Source organism: Amycolatopsis dendrobii, from assembly GCF_014145675.1.
GTDB classification, from domain to species: domain Bacteria; phylum Actinomycetota; class Actinomycetes; order Mycobacteriales; family Pseudonocardiaceae; genus Amycolatopsis; species Amycolatopsis dendrobii.
In genome coordinates, this window is the sequence record NZ_JACGZW010000015.1 from 142,039 (window position 1) to 166,642 (window position 24,604).

A 24,604-nucleotide genomic window follows, 5' to 3' on the forward strand; every position below is an offset into this window, starting at 1 on the left:
GGCCGAGCCGGACATGCCGGACTACTGCCCCCAGCGGAACAAACCGGTCACCCTGCGTCCGGTTCCGGATTGGCGCCAGTGCGGGCGAGGAAGTCGAAGTCGCAGCCCTCGTCGGCTTGCGTGATGTGCTCCGCGTACAGCGCACCGTAACCCCGCTCGAACCGCGGCGCAGGGGCGGCCCACGACGCGAGACGACGCTCCAGTTCGGCGTCGCCCACCTGCAACTGCAACGTGCGGGCGGGCACGTCCAGGGTGATCAGGTCGCCGTCGCGGACCAGCGCGAGCGGCCCGCCGACGTGCGATTCCGGTGCCACGTGCAGCACGCACGCGCCGTAACTGGTGCCGCTCATCCGGGCGTCGGAGATCCGCACCATGTCCCGCACGCCTTGTTCCAGCAGGCGCGCCGGGATCGGCAGCATGCCGTATTCGGGCATCCCGGGACCGCCAAGCGGACCGGATCCGCGCAGCACCAACACGGAATCTGCGGTGATGCCCAGCGCCGGATCGTCGATGCGCTTCTTCAGGTCTTGGTAGTTGTCGAAAACCACTGCCGGACCAGTGTGCGTGAGCAGAGCGGGGTCGGCGGCGATGTGCTTGATCACCGCGCCGCCGGGAGCGAGGTTGCCGTGCAGCACGGCCACGCCGCCTTCGCTGGCGACCGGATTGTCGCGCGGGCGGATCACGTCGTCGTTGTGCACGCGGGCCTCGGCGAGAGAATCGGCGAGCGGACGTCCGGTGACGGTGATCCGGTCGAGGTGCAGCAGGTCGGTCAGGCGGGACAGCAACCCGGGCAGACCGCCTGCGTAGTAGAAGTCCTCCATGAGCCAATCGCCGCCCGGCCGGATGTTCGCCAGCACCGGCACGCGGCGGGCGATCGCGTCGAAATCCCGCAGCGACAAGGAAATCCCGCTGCGCCCGGCCATGGCGATCAGGTGGATCACCGCATTGGTCGAGCCGCCGAGTGCCAGCACGGTCGTGATCGCGTCGGCGTACGCGCGCTCGTCGAGGACCTTCGCGATCGTGAGGTCTTCCCACACCATGTCCACGATTCGCGCTCCGCTCGCTGCGGCCATGCGGTGGTGCGCGGAATCGACCGCCGGAATCGAGGCCGCGCCGGGCAGGGTCAGCCCCAGTACTTCGGCGGCGGACGTCATGGTCGACGCGGTGCCCATGGTCATGCAGTGGCCCGGGGAGCGGGCAAGACCGCGTTCCAGTTCGGCCAGTTCGCGGTCGCCGATCGTGCCCGCGCGCCGTTCGTCCCAGTACTTCCACATGTCGGTGCCGCTGCCGAGCACCTCGCCGCGCCAGTTTCCGCGCAGCATCGGACCGGCGGGCACGAAAATCGACGGCAGCCCGGCGCTCGCCGCGCCCATCAGCAGCGCCGGAGTGGTCTTGTCGCAACCGCCCATCAGCACCGCGCCGTCGACCGGATACGAGCGCAGCAGTTCCTCGGTTTCCATCGCCAGCAGATTCCGGTACAGCATCGGCGTCGGCTTCTGATACGTCTCCGACAGCGTCGCCACCGGAAACTCCAGCGGGAACCCGCCCGCCTGCCACACGCCGCGCTTGACCTGTTCCGCGCGTTCGCGCAGGTGCTGGTGGCACGGGTTGATGTCGCTCCAGGTGTTGAGGATGCCGATCACCGGTTTGCCGAGGTGCTCCTCCGGTTCGTACCCGAGCTGCCGGGCGCGGCTGCGATGGCTGAAATTCCGCAGGTCGTCGCCGCCGAACCAGCGATGGCTGCGCAGTTGCTCGGGTGCCTTCATCGTGCTCTGGTCCCTTCGACGGCGGATGGCATCTGATATATGATCGTACGTGTCGACGCTCGGAGACGTCCGCCTGGTTGAATGTGCGGGGACGAGCGCGAAAGCCAGGAGGGTCGGCATGCCGTCCACGTTCAGCCTCCCCGCCTCCCGCACCGAGGTGGTGCTGGAGGAGATCCGGCGTGGCATCCTCGCCCGCGAGCTGGTGCCCGGTCAGCAGCTGGTGGAGGCGGAGCTGGCGGCGCGGCTCGGGGTGTCGAAGACGCCGGTGCGCGAAGCGCTCAAGGTGCTGTCCAACACCGGGCTGGTCACGTTCAGCCCGTACAAGGGCGCGTCGGTGTGCGTGGTCGACGCGGAGCTGGCGCGGTCGGTCTACGACGTGCGCATGGTGCTGGAACCGGAAGCGCTGCGCCGTACGGTGCGGGCGACGGATCGCGCGTCTTTCGACGAGGCCGCGCAGGTCCTCAAGGAAGCGTCGGCCGCGGACGCCGACCAGACCGCGTTGAGCCTGCTGAACCGGCGGTTCCACCGCGCGTTGTACGCGGGCTGCGGCAATCCGCTGATGGTGTCGATGCTGGATGACCTGCGCGACCGCGCGGCGCTGATCACGGTGGTCGGCTGGGACGCGAATCCCAGCTGGCGCAAGGAATGGAACGAGCACAAGGCGGTGCTCGCCGCCGCGAAGAAGGGCGACGAGGACGGCGCGGCCGAGCTGCTGCGCGCGCACATCGCGGCGTTCCTCGACCATGTGCTCGAGGCGATCGGGGAGGAGTGACGGCGTGCGGTTGCTGCTCGTCGCGGACACTCACCTGCCGAAGCGGGCGAAGGAACTGCCTGCGCAGGTCTGGGACGAGGTCGCGCAGGCCGACGTCGTGGTGCACGCGGGCGACTGGGTCGACGTCGAGACTCTCGACGCGCTTGAAGCCCGCAGCGCGCGGCTGATCGGCGTGTACGGCAACAACGACGGTCCGGAGCTGCGGAAACGCCTGCCGGAGGTGGCTCGCGAGACGCTGGAAGATGTCCGGCTGGCGGTCGTCCACGAAACCGGCGACGCGAAGGGGCGTGCGGCCCGTTGCGACGCGTTGTATCCGGACGTCGACGTGCTGATCTTCGGCCACAGCCACATCCCGTGGGACTCGGTGACGCCTGGCGGGCTGCGGCTGCTCAACCCCGGTTCGCCCACGGACCGGCGGCGGCAGCCGTTCTGCACCTACCAGACCGTGGAGCTCAAGAACGGCCGTCTCGACAGCGTCGAGCTGCACGAGCTGCCTCGGCGCGGCTGAGCGGGTAAAACAGGAGTCATGGACCCGGCCCGCGCGCTGCGCGACATCGCCTTCCAGCTCGAGCGCGCCGGTGAACCGACTTACCGCGTGCGCGCGTTCCGTCAGGCGGCCGCAGTGGTCGACCGGCTCTCCGAAGACGAACTGGCGTCGCGCGTCGGTGCGAAGACGCTTCAGGCGTTGAAGGGGATCGGCAAAGCCACTGCCGGCGTCATCGAGGACGCATGGCACGACCGTACGCCCGCGTACGCGGCGAAGCTGCCCGAAAGCAAGCTGCCGGATGGCGGTGCGCTGCGTACAGCCCTTCGCGGCGACTGTCACACGCACTCCGACTGGTCCGACGGCGGCAGCCCGATCCTCGAAATGGCTGAGACGGCACGCGAGCTGGGGCACGAGTGGATCGTGCTCACCGACCATTCGCCGCGGCTCACCGTCGCGCGCGGTCTGTCCCCGGAGCGGCTGCGGGCGCAGATGGACGAGGTCGCGCGGGTGAACGAGCAGCTGGCGCCGTTTCGCCTGCTGCACGGCATCGAGGTCGACATCCTCGACGACGGCGCGCTCGACCAGACCGAGCAACTGCTGGACCGGCTGGACTTCGTGGTGGCGAGCGTGCACTCGAAGCTGCGGATGCCCGCGCGGGAGATGACGCCGCGGATGCTGGCCGCTGTCGAGAACCCGCACGTCCGCGTCCTGGGGCACTGCACCGGACGGCTGGTCGGCGGACGGAGCAGGCCGGAGTCGCAGTTCGATTCGGAGAAGGTGTTCACCGCTTGCCGCGAGAACGGCGTGGCGGTGGAGATCAACTCGCGGCCGGACCGGCTCGACCCGCCGATGCGGTTGCTGCGCCAGGCGGTCGAGCTGGGCTGCGAGTTCGCGATCGACAGCGACGCACACGCGCCCGGCCAGCTCGACTGGCAGGCTTACGGCTGCGAGCGCGCGGAAAAGGCGGGCATCGGGCCGGACCGGGTGATCAACACGCGGACGGCCGATCAGTTATTGCGATGACGGGGTTCCGCGCGGGATCGAGCCAGCGCAGGACGGCGACGAGGTCGTCGGAGGCCAGCGCGACGCAGCCCGCAGTCGGTCCGCCGGTGGCCACGTGCAGGAAGAACGCCGAACCGGCCCCGGGCACGACTGGCGAGCGGTTGTAGTCGATCACCACTGCGTGCGCGTACGCCGGGCCCGCCGCACCGAGATTCTCGCCCGCCGCTTCGTCGAACGGGCCTGATATGCCTGGGTAATACGTGTTGTAGAGCGGCGAGTGCACATCGGACACCCACCAGTCCGCAGTGGTCACTTGCCGATAGGGGAGCCGGGTGCCGGGGTTCGGCGCGATGCCGAACGCTTCGGTGAGCGGCCAGGTTCCGGCCGGAGTACGGGAAAGTCCTTCGCGCGCAACGCCGATTCCTTGCGCGCCGACTTCCGCTGGGTACGGACCGAGCGCCCGTACCCAGCGTTCGCCGTCGTGGTCCCACGCGGACGCGGTGTGCGCGGTGACCGAGAGAATTTGCTGCGGGCTCAGTTGATCTCGTACGGGTCGCCGTAGACCTTCCACTTCAGCGGCGTGTGCAGATCGAGGTTGCCGTCGTTGAGGAACACCAGCTGCTCGGTGTCGACGCGGGAAGTGTCCGCATGCGCTTCCTCCTTCTTCATGACCACCTTGCGCGCGTCGAGGAACGCCTTGAGGTAGGCGGTTTCGTCGCCGCCCTGGGACGGCGGCTTCGCCTGCGACAGCGCGGCGTCGCGGATGCCGCCGAAGCTGTCGGTGCTCGTGCCGGGACCGTGCATCACGATGGCGTCGTAGTAGATGAACTGGCCGAGCGCGCCGAGACCGTCGGATTTGCCTTGGTTCACTGCCGGATCGAAGTACACACGGTCGCGCTCGCTGTTCTGCGCGGCCTGGAATTCCTCAGTGCCCGCGGCTTGCTTCCACGCGCTTTCGAAGGCAGAGCCGAGACCTTCGTGCGAATCGGAGCCGTTGACCTTCTCCAGCGCGGGCAGGAACTTCGCCAGCGGGTTGTCCGGCACGGACTTGGTGTAGGCCTGCACGAGTTCGAGCATGTCGCCGGTGCCGGAGCAGAATCCGATGATGCCCGCGGTGTAGCCGCGTCCGTCGCCGATGTCCTCGATGTAGGAGTACTGCTTCTTCCAGTCGAGCGACGAGTTTTCCGCGCTCGACACCAGCTGCATCGCGATCTCCTTCTTCTCCGGAGACGCGAGGTCGCCGCCGGAACCCAGCACAGACGCCGCGGCGGCGAGCGGGGCGGGCACGGCGGCGGCCGAGAGAGCGGGGGTGCTGAGGACGAGAGCGAGGGCCGAGGCAGCCGTGAGACCGGCGACCAGCGTGGGCCGCATCGTCTTGCGCATGACGGGAATCCCTTTCCGCGGTACGTGGGCAAGGCGGCCGGACCGGCGAATGGACCGGCTCCGGGTACTGCTGCGGCGTAGCGCCACGATAACCGAGCGTGAAGCGGTGAAGCAAGGGAAGCGAAAATTTTTCACAGATGTGAACACGAGAGGTCCACTGTGGACGATGAAGACTGCCTGAAGGCCCCCGGAAATCCGCCGGGACAGCGATGGTTCCTGTCGGTATGTCCACTGTGGACTTCAAGGAGAGCTGCCGAAGAACATTAAAGACATGGTAAACTCGGCTCGAGATGACGACTGCTGCCGCCGCTTCCGCGCCGCGGCACCGGTCCATCCTCGTCGTGGCACTCGCCGCGCTGCTCCTGCTCGGCGTGGCTGTCCCCGGCCCGGGACCGGCAGGCCCGCGTCCGCACGATCCCGAACCCGCCCTGGTGCAGGAACAGGGCCCGCATCTCGTCGCCGCGCACCCGCTGCCGCTCGCCGACGCGCCGGGCGAGATCCGCCTCGCCCGCCCCGACTGGTGCACCGTCCCGTTTTCCGCCGCGCCTCCGGTCGAACTGGACCGCGCGCCCGTGCCCGCCGCCGCGCGGGCTCCTCCTGATCGCTGAGTACTCGTTTCCCGTCTGTACCCGGCTCTCAAGAGGATTTCATGAGCAACGGTCATGCTTTGCTGGCCGTCGGCGGCGCGTTTCTCGCCGCCGGCGCCCTCGCCCGCCTCGGCGCCCGGATCGGGCTGCCCACGATCCCCCTGTTCATGCTGGCCGGTTTCGTCTTCGGCCCGCACACCCCCGGACTGTCCCTTGTGGACGACCCGGCCGAGTTCGGCGTCCTCGCCGGGCTCGGTCTCGTGTTCCTGCTCTTCTATCTCGGCCTGGAGTTCTCGCTCGACGACCTCGCCCGCGGCGGAGCCAGACTCGCCGGCGCGGGGCTCGCGTACCTCGTGCTGAACATCGGCGGCGGGCTCGCGTTCGGCTTCGCGCTCGGCTGGGGCACGCGCGAGGCGCTGGTGATCGCCGGCGCGATCGGCATCTCGTCCTCGGCCATCGTCACCAAACTGCTGCTCGAAACCCGGCGGATGAACAACCGGGAATCCCGCCTCATCATGGGCATCGTCGTGCTGGAGGACCTCTTCCTCGCGCTGTACCTGGCGCTGCTGCAACCGGTGCTCAGCGGCGCGGACGGCTTCGGCGCGGCGCTCGCCGACTTCGGCAAGGCGTTCGGCTTCCTGCTTGTGCTCGCCGCGCTGGCCCGGTGGGGCGGCCGGGTCGTGTCGCGGCTCTTCGGTTCGGCGGACGACGAACTGCTCACCGTCTGCTTCGTCGGCGTGGCCGTGCTCGGCGCCGCGGTGGCGGAGGAGGTGGGCGTGTCCGACGCGATCGGCGCGTTCATGGTCGGCATGATGCTCGGCAATTCCCAGGTCGCGCCGCGGGTGCACAAGCTGGTGCTGCCGCTGCGGGACGCGTTCGGCGCGTTGTTCTTCTTCATCTTCGGGCTGTCGATCGACCCGGGCGCGGTCGGCACGGTCGTCCTCCCGGTGCTCGCCGCGGTCGTGCTGACCCTGGTGCTGAACCTCGCCGCCGGCGCGTTCGCCGCCCGGCTGCACGGCTTCGACCGGCAGGAAGGCGTGAACATCGGCCTGATCGTGCTCACCCGGGGCGAGTTCTCGCTCGTCCTGGCGACGATGGCGACCGCGGCCGGGCTGGACTCGCGAGTGGCCCCGTTCGTCGCCGGGTACGTGCTGCTCCTGGCCGTGATCGGACCGCTCGCCGTGCTCCGCTCGGACCGGCTGACCTGGCTGCTTCCGGCCAAGCTCGTCCGGCCGCGTCCGGTCCCGGCGCCGTGAGCCGGGGAGCCCGGGCTGTCGCTCGCGGCATATTCGGAAGCCACGACGGTCACGCACGGCTATCCTCGTCCCAAGTATGTCCACTCCATCTCCCTACGCAGAGCTGCGCGCCCAGCTGCCCGAATTGATGCTGCGCGACGAGCACCGGCTCCGCCGTCGTCTCGACGGCGCGCGCCGGTCTCGCGACAAGCAGCAGACGGCCGAGCGCATCGCCGCCGACGTCGAAACGGCGCTGCTGCGCGTGCAGCAGCGCCGCGAAAGCGTGCCGAAGATCGAGTACCCCGCCGAGCTGCCGGTCAGCAGGCTCTCCGGCGAGATCGGCGACGCGATCCGCGACCACCAGGTGGTGATCGTCGCGGGGGAGACCGGGTCGGGCAAGACCACGCAGCTGCCGAAGATCTGCCTCGAGCTGGGCCGCGGCGTGCGCGGGCAGATCGGGCACACTCAGCCGCGCAGGCTCGCCGCGCGCACGGTCGCCGACCGGATCGCCAGCGAGCTGAAGACCGAACTGGGCGACACGGTCGGCTACAAGGTCCGGTTCACCGACCAGTCCGGCCAGGACACCCTGGTCAAGCTGATGACGGACGGCATCCTGCTGGCCGAGATCCAGACCGACCGGATGCTGCGCCAGTACGACACGCTGATCATCGACGAGGCGCACGAGCGCAGCCTCAACATCGACTTCATCCTCGGCTACCTCAAGCAGCTGCTGCCGCGCCGTCCGGACCTGAAGGTGATCATCACCTCGGCGACCATCGACCCGGAGCGGTTCTCGCGGCATTTCGACGACGCGCCGATCGTCGAGGTCTCCGGCCGGACCTATCCGGTCGAGGTGCGCTACCGGCCTCTCGTGGACCCGGACGATCCCGAGGACGACCCGGACCGCGACCAGACGCAGGCGATCTCCGAGGCGGTCCAGGAGCTGTCCGGCGAGGCGCCGGGCGACATCCTCGTGTTCCTCTCCGGCGAACGCGAAATCCGGGACACGGCGGACGTGCTGAACCGGCTGGACCTGCGGAACACCGAGGTGCTGCCGCTGTACGCGCGGCTGTCCGCGGCCGATCAGCACCGCGTGTTCCAGCGGCACACCGGACGGCGGATCGTGCTGGCCACGAACGTCGCCGAGACGTCGCTGACCGTGCCGGGCATCAAGTACGTGATCGACCCGGGCACCGCGCGCATCTCGCGCTACAGCCATCGCACGAAGGTGCAGCGGCTGCCGATCGAGGCGGTTTCGCAGGCGTCGGCGAACCAGCGCAAGGGCCGGTGCGGGCGTACCTCGGACGGCATCTGCATCCGGCTGTACTCCGAGGAGGACTTCGAATCGCGGCCGGAGTTCACCGATCCGGAGATCCTGCGGACGAACCTGGCGTCGGTCATCCTGCAGATGACGTCGCTCGGCCTCGGCGACATGAACGCGTTCCCGTTCGTGGAACCGCCGGACCGCCGCCAGGTCACCGACGGCGTGCAGCTGCTGCAGGAACTCGGCGCGTTCGAGACCGGCGATTCCTCGAAACTCACCGAGGTCGGCCGCAAGCTCGCGCTGCTGCCGGTGGACCCGCGGATGGGCCGGATGGTGCTGGAGGCCGCGCGGAACGGCTGCGTGCGCGAGGTGATGATCATCGCCGCGGCACTGTCCATTCAGGACCCGCGCGAGCGGCCGGCGGAGAAACAGCAGGCCGCCGACGCGCAGCACGCGCGATTCGCTGATCCGACGTCGGATTTCCTCTCCTACCTCAAGCTGTGGGAGTACGTCAGCGAACAGCAGAAGACGCTGACCGGCAACCAGTTCCGCCGGATGTGCCGCACCGAGTACCTGAACTACCTGCGGATCCGCGAGTGGCAGGACATCTTCGGCCAGCTGCGCCAGCTCGCCAAACCGCTCGGCATCACGCTCAGCACCACGCCCGCCGAACCGCAGCACGTGCACACGGCGCTGATTTCCGGGCTGCTGTCGCACATCGGGCTCAAGGACCCGGCGAAGGGCGACTACCTCGGCGCGCGCGGGGCCCGGTTCTCGGTGTTCCCCGGTTCGGCGCTGTTCAAGAAGCAGCCGCGCTGGGTGATGTCGGCGGAACTGGTCGAGACATCGCGGCTGTGGGGCCGGGTCAACGCGCGGGTCGAGCCGGACTGGGTCGAACCGCTCGCGCAGCACGTCGTGAAGCGTTCGTATTCGGAGCCGCACTGGGAGCGCAAACAGGGCGCGGTGATGGCGACCGAGAAGGTGACGCTGTACGGCGTGCCGCTGGTCGCCGACCGGCGGGTGAACTACGGCCGGATCGACCCGGAGATCTCGCGCGCGATGTTCATCCGGCACGCGCTGGTCGAGGGCGACTGGCATACGAACCACCGGTTCTTCGCCGAGAACCGCGCGCTGCTGGACGAGGTCGAGGACCTGGAGAACCGCGCCCGGCGGCGCGACATCCTGGTGGACGACCAGACGCTGTACGAGTTCTACGACGCGCGAGTGCCCGAGGACATCGTGTCCGTGCGGCATTTCGACAGCTGGTGGAAGAAGGCGCGGCGGACCGAGCCGGATCTGCTGTCGTTCGAAAAGTCCATGCTCATCAACGAGGTCGCGGGCGCGGTCCGCGAATCGGACTACCCGGACTCGTGGACGCAGGGCACGCACGTCTTCAAGCTGACCTACCAGTTCGAACCGGGCGCGGACGCCGACGGCGTCACCGTGCACATCCCGCTGCCGGTGCTGAACCAGGTGACGCCGGACGGTTTCGACTGGCAGGTGCCCGGCCTGCGCGGCGAACTGGCGACGCAGCTGATCAAATCGCTGCCGAAAGCGTTGCGGCGCAACTTCGTCCCGGCTCCGGACACGGCTGCCGACGCGTTGACGCGAATGTCCCCTTCGGACGGTCCGCTGCTCGACATCCTCGGCGACGAGCTGCACGCCATGCGCGGCATCGACATCCCGCATTCGGCGTGGGACCTCTCGACGGTGCCGGACCACCTCCGGATCACCTTCCGCGTGGTGGACGAGCGCGGCAAGCGGGTGGCCGAGGGCAAGGATCTGGACGAGCTGAAGCGCCGTCTCGCGCCGCGCGTGCGAGAGACGATTTCCAAGGCTGCCAACAGCATCGAGAAGGCCGGCCTGGTGCAGCCGTCGTTCGGCGAGCTGCCGAAGGTGTTCGCGTCGACCCGGCGCGGACACGACGTGAAGGCGTATCCGGCGCTGGTCGACGAGGGCGCGTCGGTGGCCGTGCGGCTGCTCGACACGCCCGCCGAACAGCAGCACGCGATGTGGTCCGGCACGCGGCGGATGCTGCGGCTGAACCTGAACTCGCCGATGAAGTTCATTACGCGGTCGCTGTCGAACTCCTCGAAGCTCGTGCTGAACCGCAATCCGCACGGCAGCGTCGCGGGCCTGCTGGAGGATTGCGTCGACTGCGCGGTCGACGCGCTGATGGCCTCGGCGGGCGGCCCGGTCTGGGACGAGGCGGGTTTCGCGGCGCTGCTGGAGAAGGTGCGGGCCGGGTTGAACCCGAAGGTGCTGGAGGTGCTGACGGAGGTCGAGCGGATCCTGCGCGCGGCCATCGACGTCGAAACGCGCCTGTCGGACACCCGCGGCCCGGCCGAGTCGCTGGCGGACATCCGCCGGCAGCTGGACGGCTTGGTGCACAAGGGCTTCGTGACGGAAACGGGTGCGGCCCGGCTGCCGAACGTGGTCCGGTATCTGCGCGGCATCGAGCGGCGGCTGGAGAAGCTGCCGCTGGAACAGACGCGTGACCTGCAGCGGATGGCGGACGTCGCGTGGATCACGAAGGAGTACGAAGACGCGGTGGCCGCTTTGCCGCCGGGGACGTCGTCGCCCGCGCTGGCGGAGGTGCGGTGGATGATCGAGGAGCTTCGGGTGAGCTTCTTCGCGCAGACCTTGGGGACGGCGCATCCGGTGTCGTTGAAGCGGATCACCAAGGCGCTGGACGTGGCGCTGGCCTAGCGATCACTTCGCCAGGAGCGTGACGGTGGCGGCGCTGGCTGACACCGTGCCCGCGACGGCGGACAGCGAGGCCGCCACTCCGTTCACGTTGCCGAGCATTCTCCGGAGCGCTTTCGCCGGTGCTTGCTCCTTGAACGCCATCTTGAGCTTCTGCCATTTGTGCTGCCGGATATGGCACCCGAGGAGGATTCCACTGGCGTTGTTGCGGCAGAACTCGTTTTTCCGGGTGGGCGCGCAACACCAGGTCGGTGCTTGAAAGAGGCCGTACAGCACTACGAAGGCCGACAGGACCGCGATGACGCCCGGCCCGATCGCCGGGACCGCCCAGAGGGCGATGACCGCGATAAAAGCCAGAAAGCTCCAGAGGCTGCCGGTTTTCTTTTTTCCTTTTCTCCCCGCCATGGAGCACGAAGGTACTGATCAGTGTCGCCTGGTGGATAGCGCCTTTGCGGTGGAACGCGCCGCGGTGAGCGCCACCGACGGCAACACTGTGCTCCGCCAAAAGGATTTCTCGGCCTCGCCCATGTGGTGGGTGGGGAAGATGAGTCAGCTGATCACTTCGCCTCCGCATAATTGTCCACCGATTTCGCGTCCATGGGAAATCGCACCGGGCACGCCTCCCCGAAGACCAGCCGAGCCGCTTCTTGAATCGCGGTCTCCACGATCTCCGCGACTTCGTCCGCCAGTTCGGCGGGTGCGTGCACGATCACCTCGTCGTGCAGGAAGAACACCAGATGCGCCGGTTCAGGAAGCCGGCCGCGCAAAGTGGCCAGCAGGACCGCCGTCAGGTCGGCCGCACTCGCCTGCACCACGAAGTTCCGCGTGAACCGGCCCCAACTGCGCGACGCCCGCCGCGCCCGGGTTTCCGTCGCCTCGTCCTCGGTGAGCCCGCCGGTCAGGGCGCGCCAAGCAGCAGACGGAGCAGGAGAAGTACGGCCCAGCCGAGACCGGACTCGTTCGCCCCGTTCGCCCGCCGCGGCGGCGTGTTCCACATAGGACACTGCGTCCGGGAAACGCTGACGCAGCAACGCGAGCAGCGGCCCGGCCTCGCCGGAGGTGCCGCCGTACATCGCGGACAGCATCGCGATCTTCGCGCGGGAACGGTCGTCTCGGGTATCCCCAGGGCGGAGCGGGACGTAGCGGGTGCCGGAGAACAGCGCCTCCGCCAAACGGGCGTACAGATCGGTGGCCGCGGCGACTTCGGCAAGGCGGCGGTCGCCGGACAAGGCGGTGAGGACACGCGGCTCCAGTTGCGCCCCGTCGGCGACCACGAGTTTCCAGCCGGGGTCCGCGGACGCACACGAACGCAGCGCGCGCGGGATCTGCAGCGCCCCGCCGCCCCGGGTGGCCCAGCGGCCGGACACCACGCCGCCGACCACGTAGTGCGGGCGGAAGCGTCCGTCGGCGACCCATTCGTCCAGCCACGCCCAGCCGTTGGCCGAGTGGAGCCGCGACAGTTCCTTGTACTCCAGCAGCGGTGCGACCGCGGGATGATCGATGTCTTGCAGCAGGTACTTCCGCGCCGCCGGGATTTCGATGCCCTCCCTGGCCAGTGCGCGGACGACGCTGGCTGACGAGTCGGGATTGACCGGCCGCCCGCCCAGCGCCGCGGAGATCTTCGCGGCGAGGTCGACGAGGGCTTTCGGACGTTGACCAGCGGGTACGCGCGGGCCCAGGCGTTCTTCCAGCAACTGCAGGTGCCGATCGGCGCGCCAGGGGAGCCCGGCGGCGGAGATTTCCGCGGCGGCCAGGGCGCTGGCCGATTCGGCCGCGAGCAGCAGCCGCATCCGAGCGGGGGCCTCGGTGGCGGCGACGCGTTTCTCTTGTTCGGCCAGCACGCGCCGGGCCGCGGCGACGACGGTGACGCCCGGCGGCAGGCCAGGGCCGCGCGGGGAGAACAGCGTGGGCTGCACGTCCTCGCCGAAGGCCGGGCCGTCGTCGGGCGGTTCCTCCCCGTTCGCCCGCGCCCACGCCGCCCGCAGGCTGCGCGATTCGCCCTCCCGGCCCTCGTAGGCGAGCAGCAGCCCTTCGGCGAGCGACAGGTCGTAGCACCGGCCCAGCCGCACCCCGGCCTTGATCAGCGTGGGATAGATCTCCTCGGCCGAGGGCAGCACCCAGCGCGGGCTCTCGGCTGCCTCGAGCCGGCGCACCTCGTCGGCCCAGTCGGCGCGCGAAAGCCCGCGGAGGGTCCCCGCGGGGCCCTCGATCGTGTAGCCGGAGTCCTCCTCCCGGCCGGTGATCACCTGCACCGTCACATTGTGCGGACCGGCACCGACAATTTCCGCGCACCGGACGCTCAGCGGTCTGTGAAGGGCCCCTCGACGGACTCGGATTCCCGCGAGGGGCCCTTCACAGACCGTCCGTGACCGGTACCGGAGATTTCCTCCCCGGCCGGGCACTGGTGCGCGGGCGGGCCTTGCTTTACTGTCGAGTAACTCCCATACCGGCGGTACGGAGTCCGTCGGCGTGGGCGCTCCCGCAGCAGCAATGGAGGTGCCCGGATGAGTGTGGCCGAGCTGGCCGGCCAGGTGGCAGGCAAGCTGACCGAGACCGTGCGCAGCGTCGAGGTGATGCGCCGCGCCGGGCTGGTGCCGTTCCCCCGGCTCGACGAGGGCCTGCGCTCTCTCGTCGCGATCCGCAAGTACGGCCCGTTCGCCGGCGCGAACCACATCGCGGCCCGGCGCGATTCGACGGCCGTCGGGATCGTCGACGACCTCGGCCCGCTCACCTTCAAACAGCTCGACGACCAGTCCAACGCGCTCGCCCGAGCCTGGTCGCAGCGCGGGCTCGGCCCCGGTTCGGTGATCGCCGCGCTGTGCCGCGACCACCGCGGGCTCGTGCTCACGATGGCCGCCTCGGGCAAGCTCGGCGCGCGGCTGCTGCTGATGAACACCGGCTTCGCCAAACCGCAGTTCGCCGACGTCGCCAAGCGCGAGGGCGTCACCGCGCTCGTCTACGACCAGGAGTTCACCGGCCTGCTCGACGCGATCGACGACAGCGCCGGCACGGTCGACCGCTACCTGGCCTGGGTGGACGAACCGGGCGGGCACGAGATCCCGGTGCTCGCCGAGATCATCGCCAGCACCGACGACCGCCCGCTGCCCGCGCCCGCCAAACCCGGCGGTTTCGTGCTGCTCACCAGCGGCACCACTGGCACTCCCAAGGGCGCGCCGCGACCGCACACGTCCGCGCTGGCGTCGGCGCAGTTCCTCGACCGCATCCCGCTGCGCTCCGGCGAAGCGACGTTCATGGGCGCGCCGCTGTTCCACGGCACCGGGCTGTCGCAGTTCATCCTCAGCTTCGCGCTCGGCTGCACGGTGGTGATGCGCCGGAAGTTCGACCCGGAGGCCACGCTGAAGGGCGTCGCCGCGCATCGGTGCACCGCGCTCGTCCTGGTGCCGACCATGTTGCAGCGGATCGTCGACCTGCCGAAGGAGGTCCGCGACCGGTACGACACCTCGTGCCTGCGGATCATCTTCGTCGCCGGGTCCGCGCTGTCGCCGGATCTCGGCAACCGGGCGAACGAGGAATTCGGCGACGTCGTGCACAACCTGTACGGCTCCACGGAAGTCGCGGTGGCGACGGTCGCGACGCCGGAGGACTGGAAGCGCGCGCCGGGCACGGTCGGCCGCGCGCCGGTCGGCTGTCGCGTCGCGCTGTACGACGAACGCGGCAACAAGATCACCGAGCCGCACGTGACCGGGCGGGTGTTCGTCGGCAGCGGGCTCAGCTTCGGCGGCTATACAGACGGCCGCAACAAGGAAATCATCGACGGCCTGCTCTCCAGCGGCGACGTCGGCCACTTCGACGAAGACGGCCTGCTGTTCATCGACGGCCGCGACGACGAAATGATCGTCTCCGGCGGGGAGAACGTGTTCCCGATCGAGGTGGAGAACCTCTTGGTGGAGCGTGAAGACGTTCTCGAGGCGGCGGTGATCGGCGTCGAGGACCCGGACTTCGGCGAGCGGCTCAAGGCGTTCGTGGTGCGGGCCGAGGGATCGACGCTCGACGAGGACGGCGTGCGCGAGTACGTGAAGGCGAACCTGGCGCGCTACAAGGTGCCGCGGGATGTGGAATTCCTGGACGAACTGCCGCGCAACGCGACTGGGAAGGTGCTGCGGACCAAGCTGAGCTGAGCGCGGTCAGGGGAAGAAGCTCTGCACGCGGGGATCCGAGGAGGGCGCGGATTTCGGTCGGGACCCGGCGGTGCCGGTCCGGCCGCGACGAGCTGGTCCAGTTCGGACAGCGAGGCCGCCGGGATGCCTCGTGCCGACACGACGGTCGGCTCACGAACCCCAGCCGATGCCGAAGATCCCCGGCCCGAAGTCCAGCGCGATCGCGTGCACGCCATTGCCGCTGTCGAGCCGCAGCCGGCGCCGGGCGGGGGCTTCGTCGGTGGCGTTCGCGTACTGCCAGCACCGGGCGGGCACCGCGGTCGGGTCGAAGCGGATCTCCAGCAGGTACTCGCGGACCGGGCGGCGGAATTCCCGGTAGTGCGTGGCCCGGCATTGCGGATACGGCGGCCCGGAGTTGCGCAGGGTGTACTCGATGAGGTGCGTTTCGCCGCGTTCCAGCGCGCGGTCGAAGAGCAGTTCGGCTACCAGGATGCCGTGGTCGTCGTCCACTTCGGCGCGTCCGACGCGGCAGTTGCGCACCGGCTGCAAGTCGGGCACCGCCGTCGCGTCGCCCTGTGCGTACACCAGCAGCCAGCGGTCCTGACCGTCCGCACCGGACTGGAAGACCGCGCGCGAGGTGACCGAGAGCTGCCCGCCGTCGGCCGCGATGTCGCAGCGGTCGTGCAGGCCGATCAGCTTCAGCTGGTGCTGCTGGTCCAGCGCGTCGGGCGCGCCGACGCGTTCCAGCAGCGGCTGCAGGATCTCGCGGGTGAAGGTGACCGGTTCCTCGCCCGCCCGGTCCCGCTTGCTCGCGCCGCGCGGACGGGGCGGCGGCAGCAAGCCGAGCAGCGCGCCGTCGGGGACGTCGAGGATTTCCTCCAGCACCCGCACCGCGGAGAGCGACCCGGCTCGTTCCGGCTGGCGTTTGCCCGACTGCCAGTAGCTGAGCGCGGTGACGCTGACCGTCGCGCCTCGCGCGCGCAGCCTTGCCTGGATCCGGTCCAGAGAAAGCCCGCTCGCTCCGATCGCGGCGCGCAGCGCGCTCGCGAACGCGGTCCGGGCACCTCCGTCGGTGTCCGGACCGGCGTGGTCCGCATGCCGCTGCGTCATGTCCCGCCGCCCGCCCCCGCTGGTAACCGACCGTGCCGAGCCCGACACAGGCACGGTAGCAGCCGCCCCACCAGGTTGTACCGCCGTGCCATTCGGACGAACGGGCTAGTACTGGCAACTGGCAACCATTGCCGTGACCTGCGCGGTCGCGCTTCCATGGCCAGGACGGAACGCGCCGCCCCCGGCGCGTCCGGAGCCTCGGCCCCGGCAGCGCGGACCGCGCCCCGCGCCCGGCCGGCGGCCGCGCCCGGAACCGGTGGCCCGGCATGCCCCCAGAGGCCGGGCCACCGGTCATCCGCGCCGGATCCGCATACCTCCAGCCGCGGGAATGGCGAAATTCCTTCGGCTTCCGCTGTGCCGACTGGACAGTCCCGGCCGCCGGGAACCGCGCCGGCGACGCTGTCACACCGGACCGCCCGAATGGTTACCAGCGGGTAGGCTCCGGGCATGGTCTTGCGGCAGAACATCCTGATCACCGGAGCCAGCTCCGGTCTCGGCGAGGGAATGGCCCGGCAGTTCGCCGCTCGCGGCCGCAATCTCGCGCTCTGCGCCCGGCGCACCGAACGGCTCGACGATCTGGCGGCGGAGCTGCGTGCCGCGTACCCGGGGATCACTGTCGTCACGCGCGCGCTCGACGTCACCGAGCACGACCGCGTCTTCCAGGTGTTCGAGGAATTCCGGGCGGAACTCGGCAGGCTCGACCGCGTCGTCGTCAACGCCGGGCTGGGCAAGGGACAGCCGGTCGGCGCGGGACGGTTCGACGCCAACCGGCAGACCCTCGAGACCAACCTTGTCGGCGCGGTGGCCCAGATCGAGGCGGCGGCGGGCATCTTCCGCGAGCAGCGCGACGGGCATCTCGCGGTGATCTCGTCGTTCATGGCGCTGCGCGGTTTTCCCCGGAACCTCACCGCGTACTCCGCGTCGAAGGCCGGGATCTCCGCGTTCGCCGAGGGGGCGAGGCTGGAGCTGAGCGGCCACGGCATCACGGTCACCGACGTGCGGCCCGGCTACATCAGTTCCGAGATGACCGCCCGCTCGACCAAACGCAATCCGCTGATGGTGTCGGCCGAAGCCGGAGCGCACGCGCTGGTCAAGGCGATCGAAGCGGAGCCGAAGCGCGCGTACGTGCCTTCGTGGCCCTGGGTGCCGCTGAGTCTCGCGGTACGCTTGGCTCCTGGCCGGTTGCTACGGATGTTTGCCTGACGGGACGGCATAAATGGGTGCGATCTACCTGATCCGGCACGGCCAGGCGTCGTTCGGCGCGGCGGATTACGACGCGTTGTCGCCGCTGGGTTTCGAACAGTCCACAGTGGTCGGCGCGGAGCTGAAACGGCGCGGCGTCGAGTTCGCGCAGGTGCGCTCGGGAACGCTGGCCCGCCAGCGGGACACCGCGGCGACGGCGTTGAAGGCCCTCGGCTGCGACGTGCCGGTGGTCGAGGACGAACGCTGGAACGAATACGACCACGTCGACATCGCGCGGCACCACGCGGGCGGTGCGCCGCAACAGGATTCGCGCGAGTACCAGCGGTTGCTGGACGCCGCGCTGACCGCGTGGGTCGACTCCGGCGACAGCGGCCCGTGCACGGAAAGCTGGCCGGTTTTCCTCGGCCGCTGCACGGCGGCGCTGGCCGAGCTCGCCGGCTCGCTCGGCAAGGGCGAGAACGGGCTCGTGTTCACCTCCGGCGGCGTGCTGGGCGCGGTCGCGGGCTCGTTGCTGGGCACGCCAGGACCGGGGCTGCTGAAGCTGAACCGCGTCACCGTGAACACCGGCATCACGAAGCTGACGTCCGGCCGCGGCGGCGTGAACCTGTTGTCCTTCAACGAGCATCCGCATCTCGAAGGCGAGAACGCGCGGCTGCTCAGCTACCGGTAGGAGGCCGGCGTGCAGTTCGGTGAGGTCGCGATCGTGCCGGTGAACGGGCACGGTCCGGAGGACGTGGTCGTGGACGCCGAGGGCCGGGTCTACACCGGCGTCGACGACGGCCGGATCCTGCGCGTTTCGCCCGACGGACGGCGGATCGACCTGATCGGCGACACCGGCGGCCGCCCGCTCGGGCTGGAGCTGTACGGCGACGACGAACTGCTGATCTGCGACGCCCGCGCGGGCTTGCTGACCATGCCGCTGGCCGGCGGCGAGACCACGACCCTCGCGACGTCCGGAGCCGGGCTGGACTTCGTGTTCTGCAACAACGCCGCGGTGGCCGCCGACGGAACGGTCTACTTCACCGATTCCTCGCGCCGCTTCGGCATCGACAACTGGCGCGACGACCTCATCGAACAGACCGCGGGCGGACGGCTGCTGCGCCGCACGCCGGACGGGCACATCGACCTGCTCGCCGACGGTCTCCAGTTCGCGAACGGCGTCGCGCTGCCGCCGGACGAGTCCTATGTGGCGGTCGCCGAAACCGGTGCGTGCCGGGTCAGCCGGGTCTGGCTGACCGGACCGCGCGCGGGCGACCGCGACGTCCTGATCGACGACCTGCCGGGCTTCCCGGACAACATCGCGACCGGTTCGGACGGGCTGATCTGGATCACCGAGGCGAGCCCGCGCATCCGTGCCCTCGACGTCGTGCGCCGCCTGCCCGCGCCGGTCCGGACGGCGGTGCGCGCGTTGCCGGATTCCCTGCAGCCCGCTCCGAAACGCCGGGTGGGCGCGGTCGCGGTCACCCCGGAGGGCGCGGTGGCGCGGGAACTGCGCGGCGAGATCCCGGGATTCCACCTGCTGGTGGGGATCCGGGAGTATCACGGGCGGTTGTGGTTCGGCTCGCTGGAGGAGAACGCGATCGCTTACACGGATCTCTGATCAGGGTGCTTGACTCTCACACCGTGTCAGGCGGTCAGCTTTAAGACGTCATGTTCACTATCGGAGACTTCGCCCGGCACGGCCGCGTCTCGGTCCGCATGCTGCGGCACTACGACGCGACCGGACTGCTGCGCCCCGCCCACGTCGACCCCGCCACCGGCTACCGTTATTACGCCGCCGCCCAGCTGGCGCGCCTCAACCGCGTCATCGCGCTCAAGGATCTCGGCTTCACCCTCCAGCAGGTCCAGGCGATCCTCGACGAGAAGGTCACCACTGAGCAGCTGGGTGCGATGCTGCGGCTGCGGCGGGCCGATCTGGAGACGGCGATGGCGGCCGCGGCGGCCCGGCTGGTCCGGGTCGAGGCGAGGCTCCGAGCGATCGAAAGCGAGGGGCACATGCCCGAGAACGACGTCGTCGTCAAGAGCGTCCCCGCCGTGCGAGTGGCGGAGCTGACCGCGATCGCCGCGAGCTTCGAGCCCGAGGACATCGGTCCCGTCATCGGACCGCTCTACGCCGAGCTTTCCCGGCGGCTGGAGGCGGCGGGAATCGCGTGCACCGGACCCGGAGTGGCCTATTACGAGGACGTCCCGGAGGGCGACGGCAAGGTCGTCGTCCACGCCGCCGTCGAGGTTTCCGCACCGCTGCGGGACGGCGACGTCCGGGTCCTCGACCTGCCGCCGCTGGATCAGGCGGCGGCCGTCGTGCACCGCGGTTCCATGGAGACCGTCGACCCGGCGGCCCAGGCCTTGGCCCGCTGGATCGACGCCAACGGCTACCGGTCGACCGGCTACCCCCGCGAGGTCAACCTGGAGTGCCCGGAGAACCGCGACGACTGGGTGACGGAACTCCAGGTCTCGGTGACCAGGGCCTGATCAGCGACCAGTCCACTGCGGACTGCGGCCCGCGGCCCAGGCGGCGTAGAACTCCTTGTGGTCCTTGGCCGTCATCAGCAGCGCCTGCGTGATGGCTTCCAGTTCGATCGAACTGCCGAGGTCGCTGTCGAGTTCGCGGGTCAGCAGCACCTTCGTGGTGGAGTACGCCAACGCCGGACCGTCCGCGAGCCGTCGCGCCAGCGCGGCGGCCTCGCCGGCCAGTTCGGCGTCCGGCACCACGCGGTTCGCCAGTCCGATGGCTTCGGCGCGCGCGGCGGGGAGTTTGTCGCCCAGCATCAGCAATTCCGTCGCGCGCCCGAGGCCGACCAGGCGCGGCAGCAGGTACGCCGAACCCATGTCCGCGCCGGCCAAGCCGACCTTCGTGAACAGGAACGCGAACTTCGCCGATTCGGCCAGCAGCCGGAAATCGCTCGCCAGCGCGAGGACCGAACCGGCGCCGGCCGCGACGCCGTTGACCGCCGCGATGATCGGGATCGGCGTTTCGCGCATGGCTTTCACCACCGCGCCGGTCATCCGGGTGAATTCGAGCAGTTCCGCGGTGTCCATTTTCTGGAGTTCGCCGATGATTTCCTCGACGTCGCCGCCCGAGCAGAAACCGCGGCCCTTTCCGGTGAGCACCAGCACCCGCACGTCGCCCCGGTGCGGCAATTCGGCGACGAGGTCGCGGAGATCGGCGTAGACGTCGAAAGTGAGCGCGTTGAGCTTTTCCGGACGGTCGAAGGTCACCGTCGCGACCCCGTCGTCCACCGTGAACTCGAAGTGCTCCCACGATTTCGTGAGCGGGACACTGGCGCGGAACGGGCTCATTTCTGGATTCCTCCACCGTCGAGTACGAGGGTCTGTCCGTTGATCGCGGCCGCCTCCGGGGCGGCGAAAAACTCCACGGCGTACGCGATTTCGCCGGGTTCGAGCAGCCGTCCGAGCGGGGAGGCAGCGGCGAGCGCGGCTTCCGCGCCGGCCTCGTCGCGGCCGGTCCGTTCGCGGATCCGGGCGACCGAAGCCGCGGTCATGTCGGTGCGCACGAACGACGGGCACACCGCGTTCGACGTGACGCCGGTGCCAGCCACCTCCGCCGCCACCGCGCGCATCAAACCGACCGCCGCGTGCTTCGACGCGGTGTAGCCCGAGGTGTAGCGCGCGCCGGCCAGGCCCGCGGTCGACGCGACCGTGACGATCCGCCCGAAGTCGCGTTCGCGCATCCCCGCCAGCACCCCCCGCGTGCACAGGAACGCGCCGGTCGCGTTCACCTCGAACTGGCCGCGCCAGTCGTCGAGGCCCGTCTTCGCCAGCGGCGCGCTCGAGGACACTCCCGCGTTGTTGACCAGCACGTCGACCGGTCCGAGCTGGGCGAAGTACGCACGGACGGCGGCCTCGTCGGTCACATCGCATTCGGCTCGGCCGGGGGAGTGCACGGTCGCACCCGCACTGCGGAACCGCTCGGCGACGGCCGCGCCGATGCCGCGAGTGCCGCCGGTGACCACGACGACTCGGTCGGAAAAACTGCTCACTCCCGAAAGCTACACCGCAGCGGGCTGAGGTGTATAGAGTTGCCTCGTGCCCGACACCGAACCCGCCCGCACGCCCCAGGAGCTCGTGATGACGCTGCTGGGGAGCTACGTGCGCCCGCGCGAGAGCAGGCGTGTGTGGTCCGGCGGGCTCGTCGCGCTGCTGCACGAGCTGGGCTTCTCCGACGGAGCGGCCCGGATCGCGCTGACCCGGCTGGTGCGCCGCGGCCTGCTGTCCCGGCACCGCGAGGGCAGGCTGGTGCACTATTCGCTGACCGCGCGCACGGTCGCCCTGCTCGACGACGGCGACCGGCGGATCTTCGGCCTCGGCCGCCGGGACGAACCGGCCGGGACCTGGACCGTGCTGTGGCAGAACATTCCGGAAACCCGGCGCAAGTCCCGCGAACGATTGGTGCGGCGGCTGCGCTTCCTCGGGTTCGGCCCGGTCCAGGACGGCACCTGGCTCGCCCCGCACGACCGCGAGGCCGAGGTGCTCGCCCTGCTCACCGAACTCGAGGTCGCCGAACACGCCGGGTTGATGCTCGGCACCCCGTCCGCCGCGCTGGACGTGCGCCGGCTCGCCGGACGGGCCTGGGACCTCGACGGACTGTCCGCCCGGTACGCCGCGTTCGTGGCCGAATTCGGGGACTGCCCGCGCGACCTCGGCGACGCGCGAGCGTTTGCCGTGCGGACCAGACTGGTGCACACCTACCGGGAATTCCCTTCGCTGGACCCGGAGCTACCGTCTGAACTGATCCCCGAGCCCGAGATCCGGGCGGCGGCGGTCGCGTTGTTCCACGACCTGTACTCGGCGCTCGCGCCACCCGCTCAGCGCCACTTCGACCGAACCCTGTCCACGAGATGAGGAACCCGATGACCGGAACCGACGACACGCAAGCCGCGCTCAGCTACACGTCCTATCTGGCGCTCGACGAGGTGCTGGCCGCGCAGCGCCCGCGCTCGGACGAACACGACGAACTGCTGTTCATCGTGATCCACCAGGTCTACGAACTGTGGTTCAAGCAGATCCTGCACGAGGCCGCGTTCCTGCAAGAGAACCTGGAGGCGGGCAACACCGCGCATTCGATCCGCACGCTGCGCCGCATCCTGACCGTGCTGAAGGTGGTGGTCGCGCAGATCGACGTGCTGGAGACGATGACGCCCAGCCAGTTCACCAGCTTCCGCGCCCGCCTCGACGCTTCGAGCGGCTTCCAGTCCGGCCAGTTCCGCGAACTGGAGGCGGTGCTCGGCCGCCGCGACGAGCGCGTCTTCGCGCACTACCCGGACGGCGGCGAGCAGCGCACGCGGATCGCCGACGCGATGCGCCGCCCGTCGGTGTTCGATTCGTTCCTGGCCTATCTGTCCGGAAAGGGCTACCCGGTCGCCACCGACCGCGACGTGAGCCGTCCGCTGGAGCCGTCGCCGGAACTGCAGGAAGTGCTGCTGAAGGTCTACCACGACGACGGCGGCCCGTCGGTGCTCGCCGAGGCGCTGGTCGACCTCGACGAGGGCCTTCAGGAATGGCGCTACCGGCACGTGAAGATGGTCGAACGCACGATCGGCGACAAGACCGGCACCGGCGGTTCGTCCGGCGCGACCTACCTGCGCACCACGCTGTTCAACCCGATGTTCCCGGACCTGTGGGCCGTCCGGAGCCGGCTGTGACCACTGTGGAATCCCTGCGCGCCAAGGAAAACGCGCTCGCCCCGCACTACTCGCGGTTCCGCGTCGCCGACCGGCTGCTGCTGTCCGCGCATTCGCACCAGGCCTGGCCGGACGTCGCCGAAGAGGGGCTGCGCGAAGCGTTCGCCGACGCCGCGGAGGAGGTGGACGAGAAGTGGGGCCGGGCGTTCGCGAAGGCCGGCGAACTGCGGAACGGGTTCCGGCAGTGGCTGTCCGATCCGCACGGCGACTACGCGCTCGGCCAGAACACGCACGAACTCGTCTTGCGGTTCCTGTCCGCGATCGAGCTGCGGAAGCGGCCGCGGCTGGTGACCACGGACGGGGAATTCCACACTCTGCGCCGCCAGCTCACCCGGTTGGCCGAGGAGGGCGTCGAGGTCGTCCGCGTGCCCGCCGCGCCGGTCGCGACGTTGGCCGAACGGCTCGCCGAGCAGGTCGACGACCGCACTGCCGCGGTGCTCACGTCGGCGGTGCTGTTCGAGACGTCGTGGATCGTGCCGGGCCTCGCGCATCTGGCCGAAACCTGCCGGAGCCGCTCGGTCGAACTGGTCGTCGACGCCTACCACGCGGTCGGCGCGGTCCCGTTCCCGTTGCACGACTTCGGCCTCACCAACGCGTGGGTGCTCGGCGGCGGCTACAAGTACCTGCAGCTCGGCGAGGGCAACTGCTTCCTGCGCCTGCCCGCGCACGCCCAGGAACTGCGCCCGGTGATTACCGGCTGGTACGCGGAATTCGGCGCACTCGCCGACGAACGCCGGCCGGACGAAGTCGCGTACGCACCCGGCGGCGACCGGTTCGCCGGAGCCACTTACGACCCGTCGAGCCACTACCGCGGCGTGCGAGTGCAGCAATTCTTCGCCGAGCAAGGGCTCACCGCCGAGTTCCTGCGCGAGGTTTCGCAGCACCAAGTCGGCTTGCTGGCCAGCTGCTTCGACAGTCTCGGCCTCCCGGACGACGTCGTCACCCGCGACCGCGAGACGCCGCTCGACGGCATCGGCGGCTTCCTCTCGCTGCGCAGCCCCGTCGCCGGGCAACTGTGCGAACGCCTGGCCGCGCGCGGCGTGCGGACCGACAGCCGGGGCCAATACCTTCGGTTCGGGCCCGCGCCGTACCTGTCGGATGAACAACTCGAGACCGCGATTTCCACACTTCGGGAAGCTGTCGCGGATCTGGGGTGAAGCTCCCGGGACGCGGGTGGTGGCCTGGAGAACGGCGAAGTAGGTTGGCGGTGTGCACTGCGGGACGGGCAACCCTCGTCTCCCGGTGCGCACCGTTCACACATTTGCGCGG

Annotated in this window: 22 protein-coding genes; 14 read left to right on the forward strand and 8 right to left on the reverse strand. The window is 69.9% G+C overall.

The window, feature by feature from the left end; translation table 11 throughout:
• Nucleotides 1-47: 47 nt before the first annotated feature.
• A complete protein-coding gene (araD, locus tag H4281_RS36930; protein ID WP_182895495.1) occupies nt 48-1,766 on the reverse strand; it encodes an L-arabinonate dehydratase in 1,719 nt (572 codons plus the stop codon).
• 118 nt (nt 1,767-1,884) lie between these two features.
• Between araD and H4281_RS36935 the strand changes: the two genes are divergently transcribed.
• The 3 genes from H4281_RS36935 to H4281_RS36945 are packed head-to-tail and all read left to right on the forward strand — an operon-like array spanning nt 1,885 to nt 4,048.
• A complete protein-coding gene (locus tag H4281_RS36935; RefSeq protein ID WP_182895496.1) occupies nt 1,885-2,538 on the forward strand; it encodes a GntR family transcriptional regulator in 654 nt (217 codons plus the stop codon).
• 4 nt (nt 2,539-2,542) lie between these two features.
• Nucleotides 2,543-3,046, forward strand: coding sequence for a metallophosphoesterase family protein (locus H4281_RS36940; protein WP_182895497.1), 504 nt, complete (start codon nt 2,543-2,545; stop codon nt 3,044-3,046).
• An 18-nt stretch (nt 3,047-3,064) separates the two neighbouring features.
• Entirely contained in the window at nt 3,065-4,048 is a 984-nt protein-coding gene (locus H4281_RS36945) for a PHP domain-containing protein (RefSeq protein WP_182895498.1), read from the forward strand.
• On the opposite strand, the gene H4281_RS36950 is transcribed toward H4281_RS36945, so the two are convergent.
• Both H4281_RS36950 and H4281_RS36955 read right to left on the reverse strand, forming a co-directional pair.
• Nucleotides 4,014-4,598: a L,D-transpeptidase family protein gene (locus H4281_RS36950; protein ID WP_182895499.1), complete on the reverse strand. Its 585-nt coding sequence runs from the start codon at nt 4,596-4,598 to the stop codon at nt 4,014-4,016. The genes H4281_RS36945 and H4281_RS36950 overlap by 35 nt on opposite strands.
• Nucleotides 4,562-5,410, reverse strand: coding sequence for a chitosanase (locus H4281_RS36955; RefSeq protein WP_182895500.1), 849 nt, complete (start codon nt 5,408-5,410; stop codon nt 4,562-4,564). Before H4281_RS36955 ends, H4281_RS36950 begins: the two co-directional genes overlap by 37 nt.
• 290 nt (nt 5,411-5,700) lie before the next feature.
• On the opposite strand from H4281_RS36955, the gene H4281_RS36960 reads away from it, so the two are divergent.
• The 3 genes from H4281_RS36960 (at nt 5,701) to hrpA (ending at nt 11,205) form a co-directional block, all read left to right on the forward strand.
• Entirely contained in the window at nt 5,701-6,018 is a 318-nt protein-coding gene (locus tag H4281_RS36960; RefSeq protein WP_182895501.1) for a hypothetical protein, read from the forward strand.
• A 41-nt stretch (nt 6,019-6,059) separates the two neighbouring features.
• Nucleotides 6,060-7,253 (forward strand): cation:proton antiporter, encoded by a 1,194-nt coding sequence (locus H4281_RS36965; protein WP_182895502.1) that lies wholly within the window; start codon nt 6,060-6,062, stop codon nt 7,251-7,253.
• A gap of 127 nt (nt 7,254-7,380) precedes the next feature.
• A complete protein-coding gene (gene hrpA / locus H4281_RS36970; RefSeq protein ID WP_446680397.1) occupies nt 7,381-11,205 on the forward strand; it encodes an ATP-dependent RNA helicase HrpA in 3,825 nt (1,274 codons plus the stop codon).
• 3 nt (nt 11,206-11,208) lie between these two features.
• Here hrpA and H4281_RS36975 read toward each other — a convergent pair whose 3' ends face one another.
• Both H4281_RS36975 and H4281_RS36980 read right to left on the reverse strand, forming a co-directional pair.
• A complete protein-coding gene (locus H4281_RS36975; RefSeq protein WP_182895504.1) occupies nt 11,209-11,607 on the reverse strand; it encodes a hypothetical protein in 399 nt (132 codons plus the stop codon).
• A gap of 152 nt (nt 11,608-11,759) precedes the next feature.
• Complete coding sequence (locus tag H4281_RS36980) at nt 11,760-13,454, reverse strand: bifunctional 3'-5' exonuclease/DNA polymerase (RefSeq protein ID WP_182895505.1); 1,695 nt, start codon at nt 13,452-13,454, stop codon at nt 11,760-11,762.
• A 252-nt stretch (nt 13,455-13,706) separates the two neighbouring features.
• On the opposite strand from H4281_RS36980, the gene H4281_RS36985 reads away from it, so the two are divergent.
• On the forward strand, nt 13,707-15,341 hold the full coding sequence (locus tag H4281_RS36985; RefSeq protein WP_182895506.1) for an acyl-CoA synthetase: 1,635 nt from the start codon (nt 13,707-13,709) through the stop codon (nt 15,339-15,341).
• A gap of 150 nt (nt 15,342-15,491) precedes the next feature.
• Here H4281_RS36985 and H4281_RS36990 read toward each other — a convergent pair whose 3' ends face one another.
• Nucleotides 15,492-16,430, reverse strand: coding sequence for a hypothetical protein (locus H4281_RS36990; protein ID WP_182895507.1), 939 nt, complete (start codon nt 16,428-16,430; stop codon nt 15,492-15,494).
• A gap of 447 nt (nt 16,431-16,877) precedes the next feature.
• On the opposite strand from H4281_RS36990, the gene H4281_RS36995 reads away from it, so the two are divergent.
• From H4281_RS36995 to H4281_RS37010, 4 genes are read left to right on the forward strand one after another with little or no spacing between them, the layout of a single operon-like run.
• Entirely contained in the window at nt 16,878-17,633 is a 756-nt protein-coding gene (locus H4281_RS36995) for an SDR family oxidoreductase (RefSeq protein ID WP_182895508.1), read from the forward strand.
• Between the two features lie 13 nt (nt 17,634-17,646).
• Nucleotides 17,647-18,303 (forward strand): histidine phosphatase family protein, encoded by a 657-nt coding sequence (locus H4281_RS37000; RefSeq protein ID WP_182895509.1) that lies wholly within the window; start codon nt 17,647-17,649, stop codon nt 18,301-18,303.
• A 9-nt stretch (nt 18,304-18,312) separates the two neighbouring features.
• The gene (locus H4281_RS37005; RefSeq protein ID WP_182895510.1) at nt 18,313-19,233 is read left to right on the forward strand and encodes an SMP-30/gluconolactonase/LRE family protein; all 921 of its coding nucleotides are present in this window, start codon (nt 18,313-18,315) and stop codon (nt 19,231-19,233) included.
• Between the two features lie 50 nt (nt 19,234-19,283).
• Complete coding sequence (locus H4281_RS37010; RefSeq protein ID WP_182895511.1) at nt 19,284-20,105, forward strand: MerR family transcriptional regulator; 822 nt, start codon at nt 19,284-19,286, stop codon at nt 20,103-20,105.
• Here the strand turns inward: H4281_RS37010 and H4281_RS37015 are convergent, their stop codons facing one another.
• On the reverse strand, nt 20,106-20,933 hold the full coding sequence (locus tag H4281_RS37015; RefSeq protein WP_182895512.1) for an enoyl-CoA hydratase family protein: 828 nt from the start codon (nt 20,931-20,933) through the stop codon (nt 20,106-20,108).
• Nucleotides 20,930-21,634, reverse strand: a complete 705-nt coding sequence (locus tag H4281_RS37020) for an SDR family NAD(P)-dependent oxidoreductase (RefSeq protein WP_182895513.1) — start codon at nt 21,632-21,634, stop codon at nt 20,930-20,932. The genes H4281_RS37015 and H4281_RS37020 overlap by 4 nt, the downstream gene beginning before the upstream one ends.
• Nucleotides 21,635-21,722: 88 nt before the next feature.
• On the opposite strand from H4281_RS37020, the gene H4281_RS37025 reads away from it, so the two are divergent.
• The 3 genes from H4281_RS37025 to H4281_RS37035 are packed head-to-tail and all read left to right on the forward strand — an operon-like array spanning nt 21,723 to nt 24,492.
• Nucleotides 21,723-22,496 carry a PaaX family transcriptional regulator gene (locus H4281_RS37025; RefSeq protein WP_182895555.1) on the forward strand — a complete coding sequence of 258 codons (774 nt, stop codon included), beginning with the start codon at nt 21,723-21,725 and terminating at the stop codon, nt 22,494-22,496.
• A gap of 8 nt (nt 22,497-22,504) precedes the next feature.
• The gene (locus tag H4281_RS37030; RefSeq protein ID WP_182895514.1) at nt 22,505-23,296 is read left to right on the forward strand and encodes a tryptophan 2,3-dioxygenase; all 792 of its coding nucleotides are present in this window, start codon (nt 22,505-22,507) and stop codon (nt 23,294-23,296) included.
• On the forward strand, nt 23,293-24,492 hold the full coding sequence (locus H4281_RS37035) for a kynureninase (RefSeq protein WP_182895515.1): 1,200 nt from the start codon (nt 23,293-23,295) through the stop codon (nt 24,490-24,492). Before H4281_RS37030 ends, H4281_RS37035 begins: the two co-directional genes overlap by 4 nt.
• The last annotated feature ends 112 nt before the right edge of the window (nt 24,493-24,604 follow it).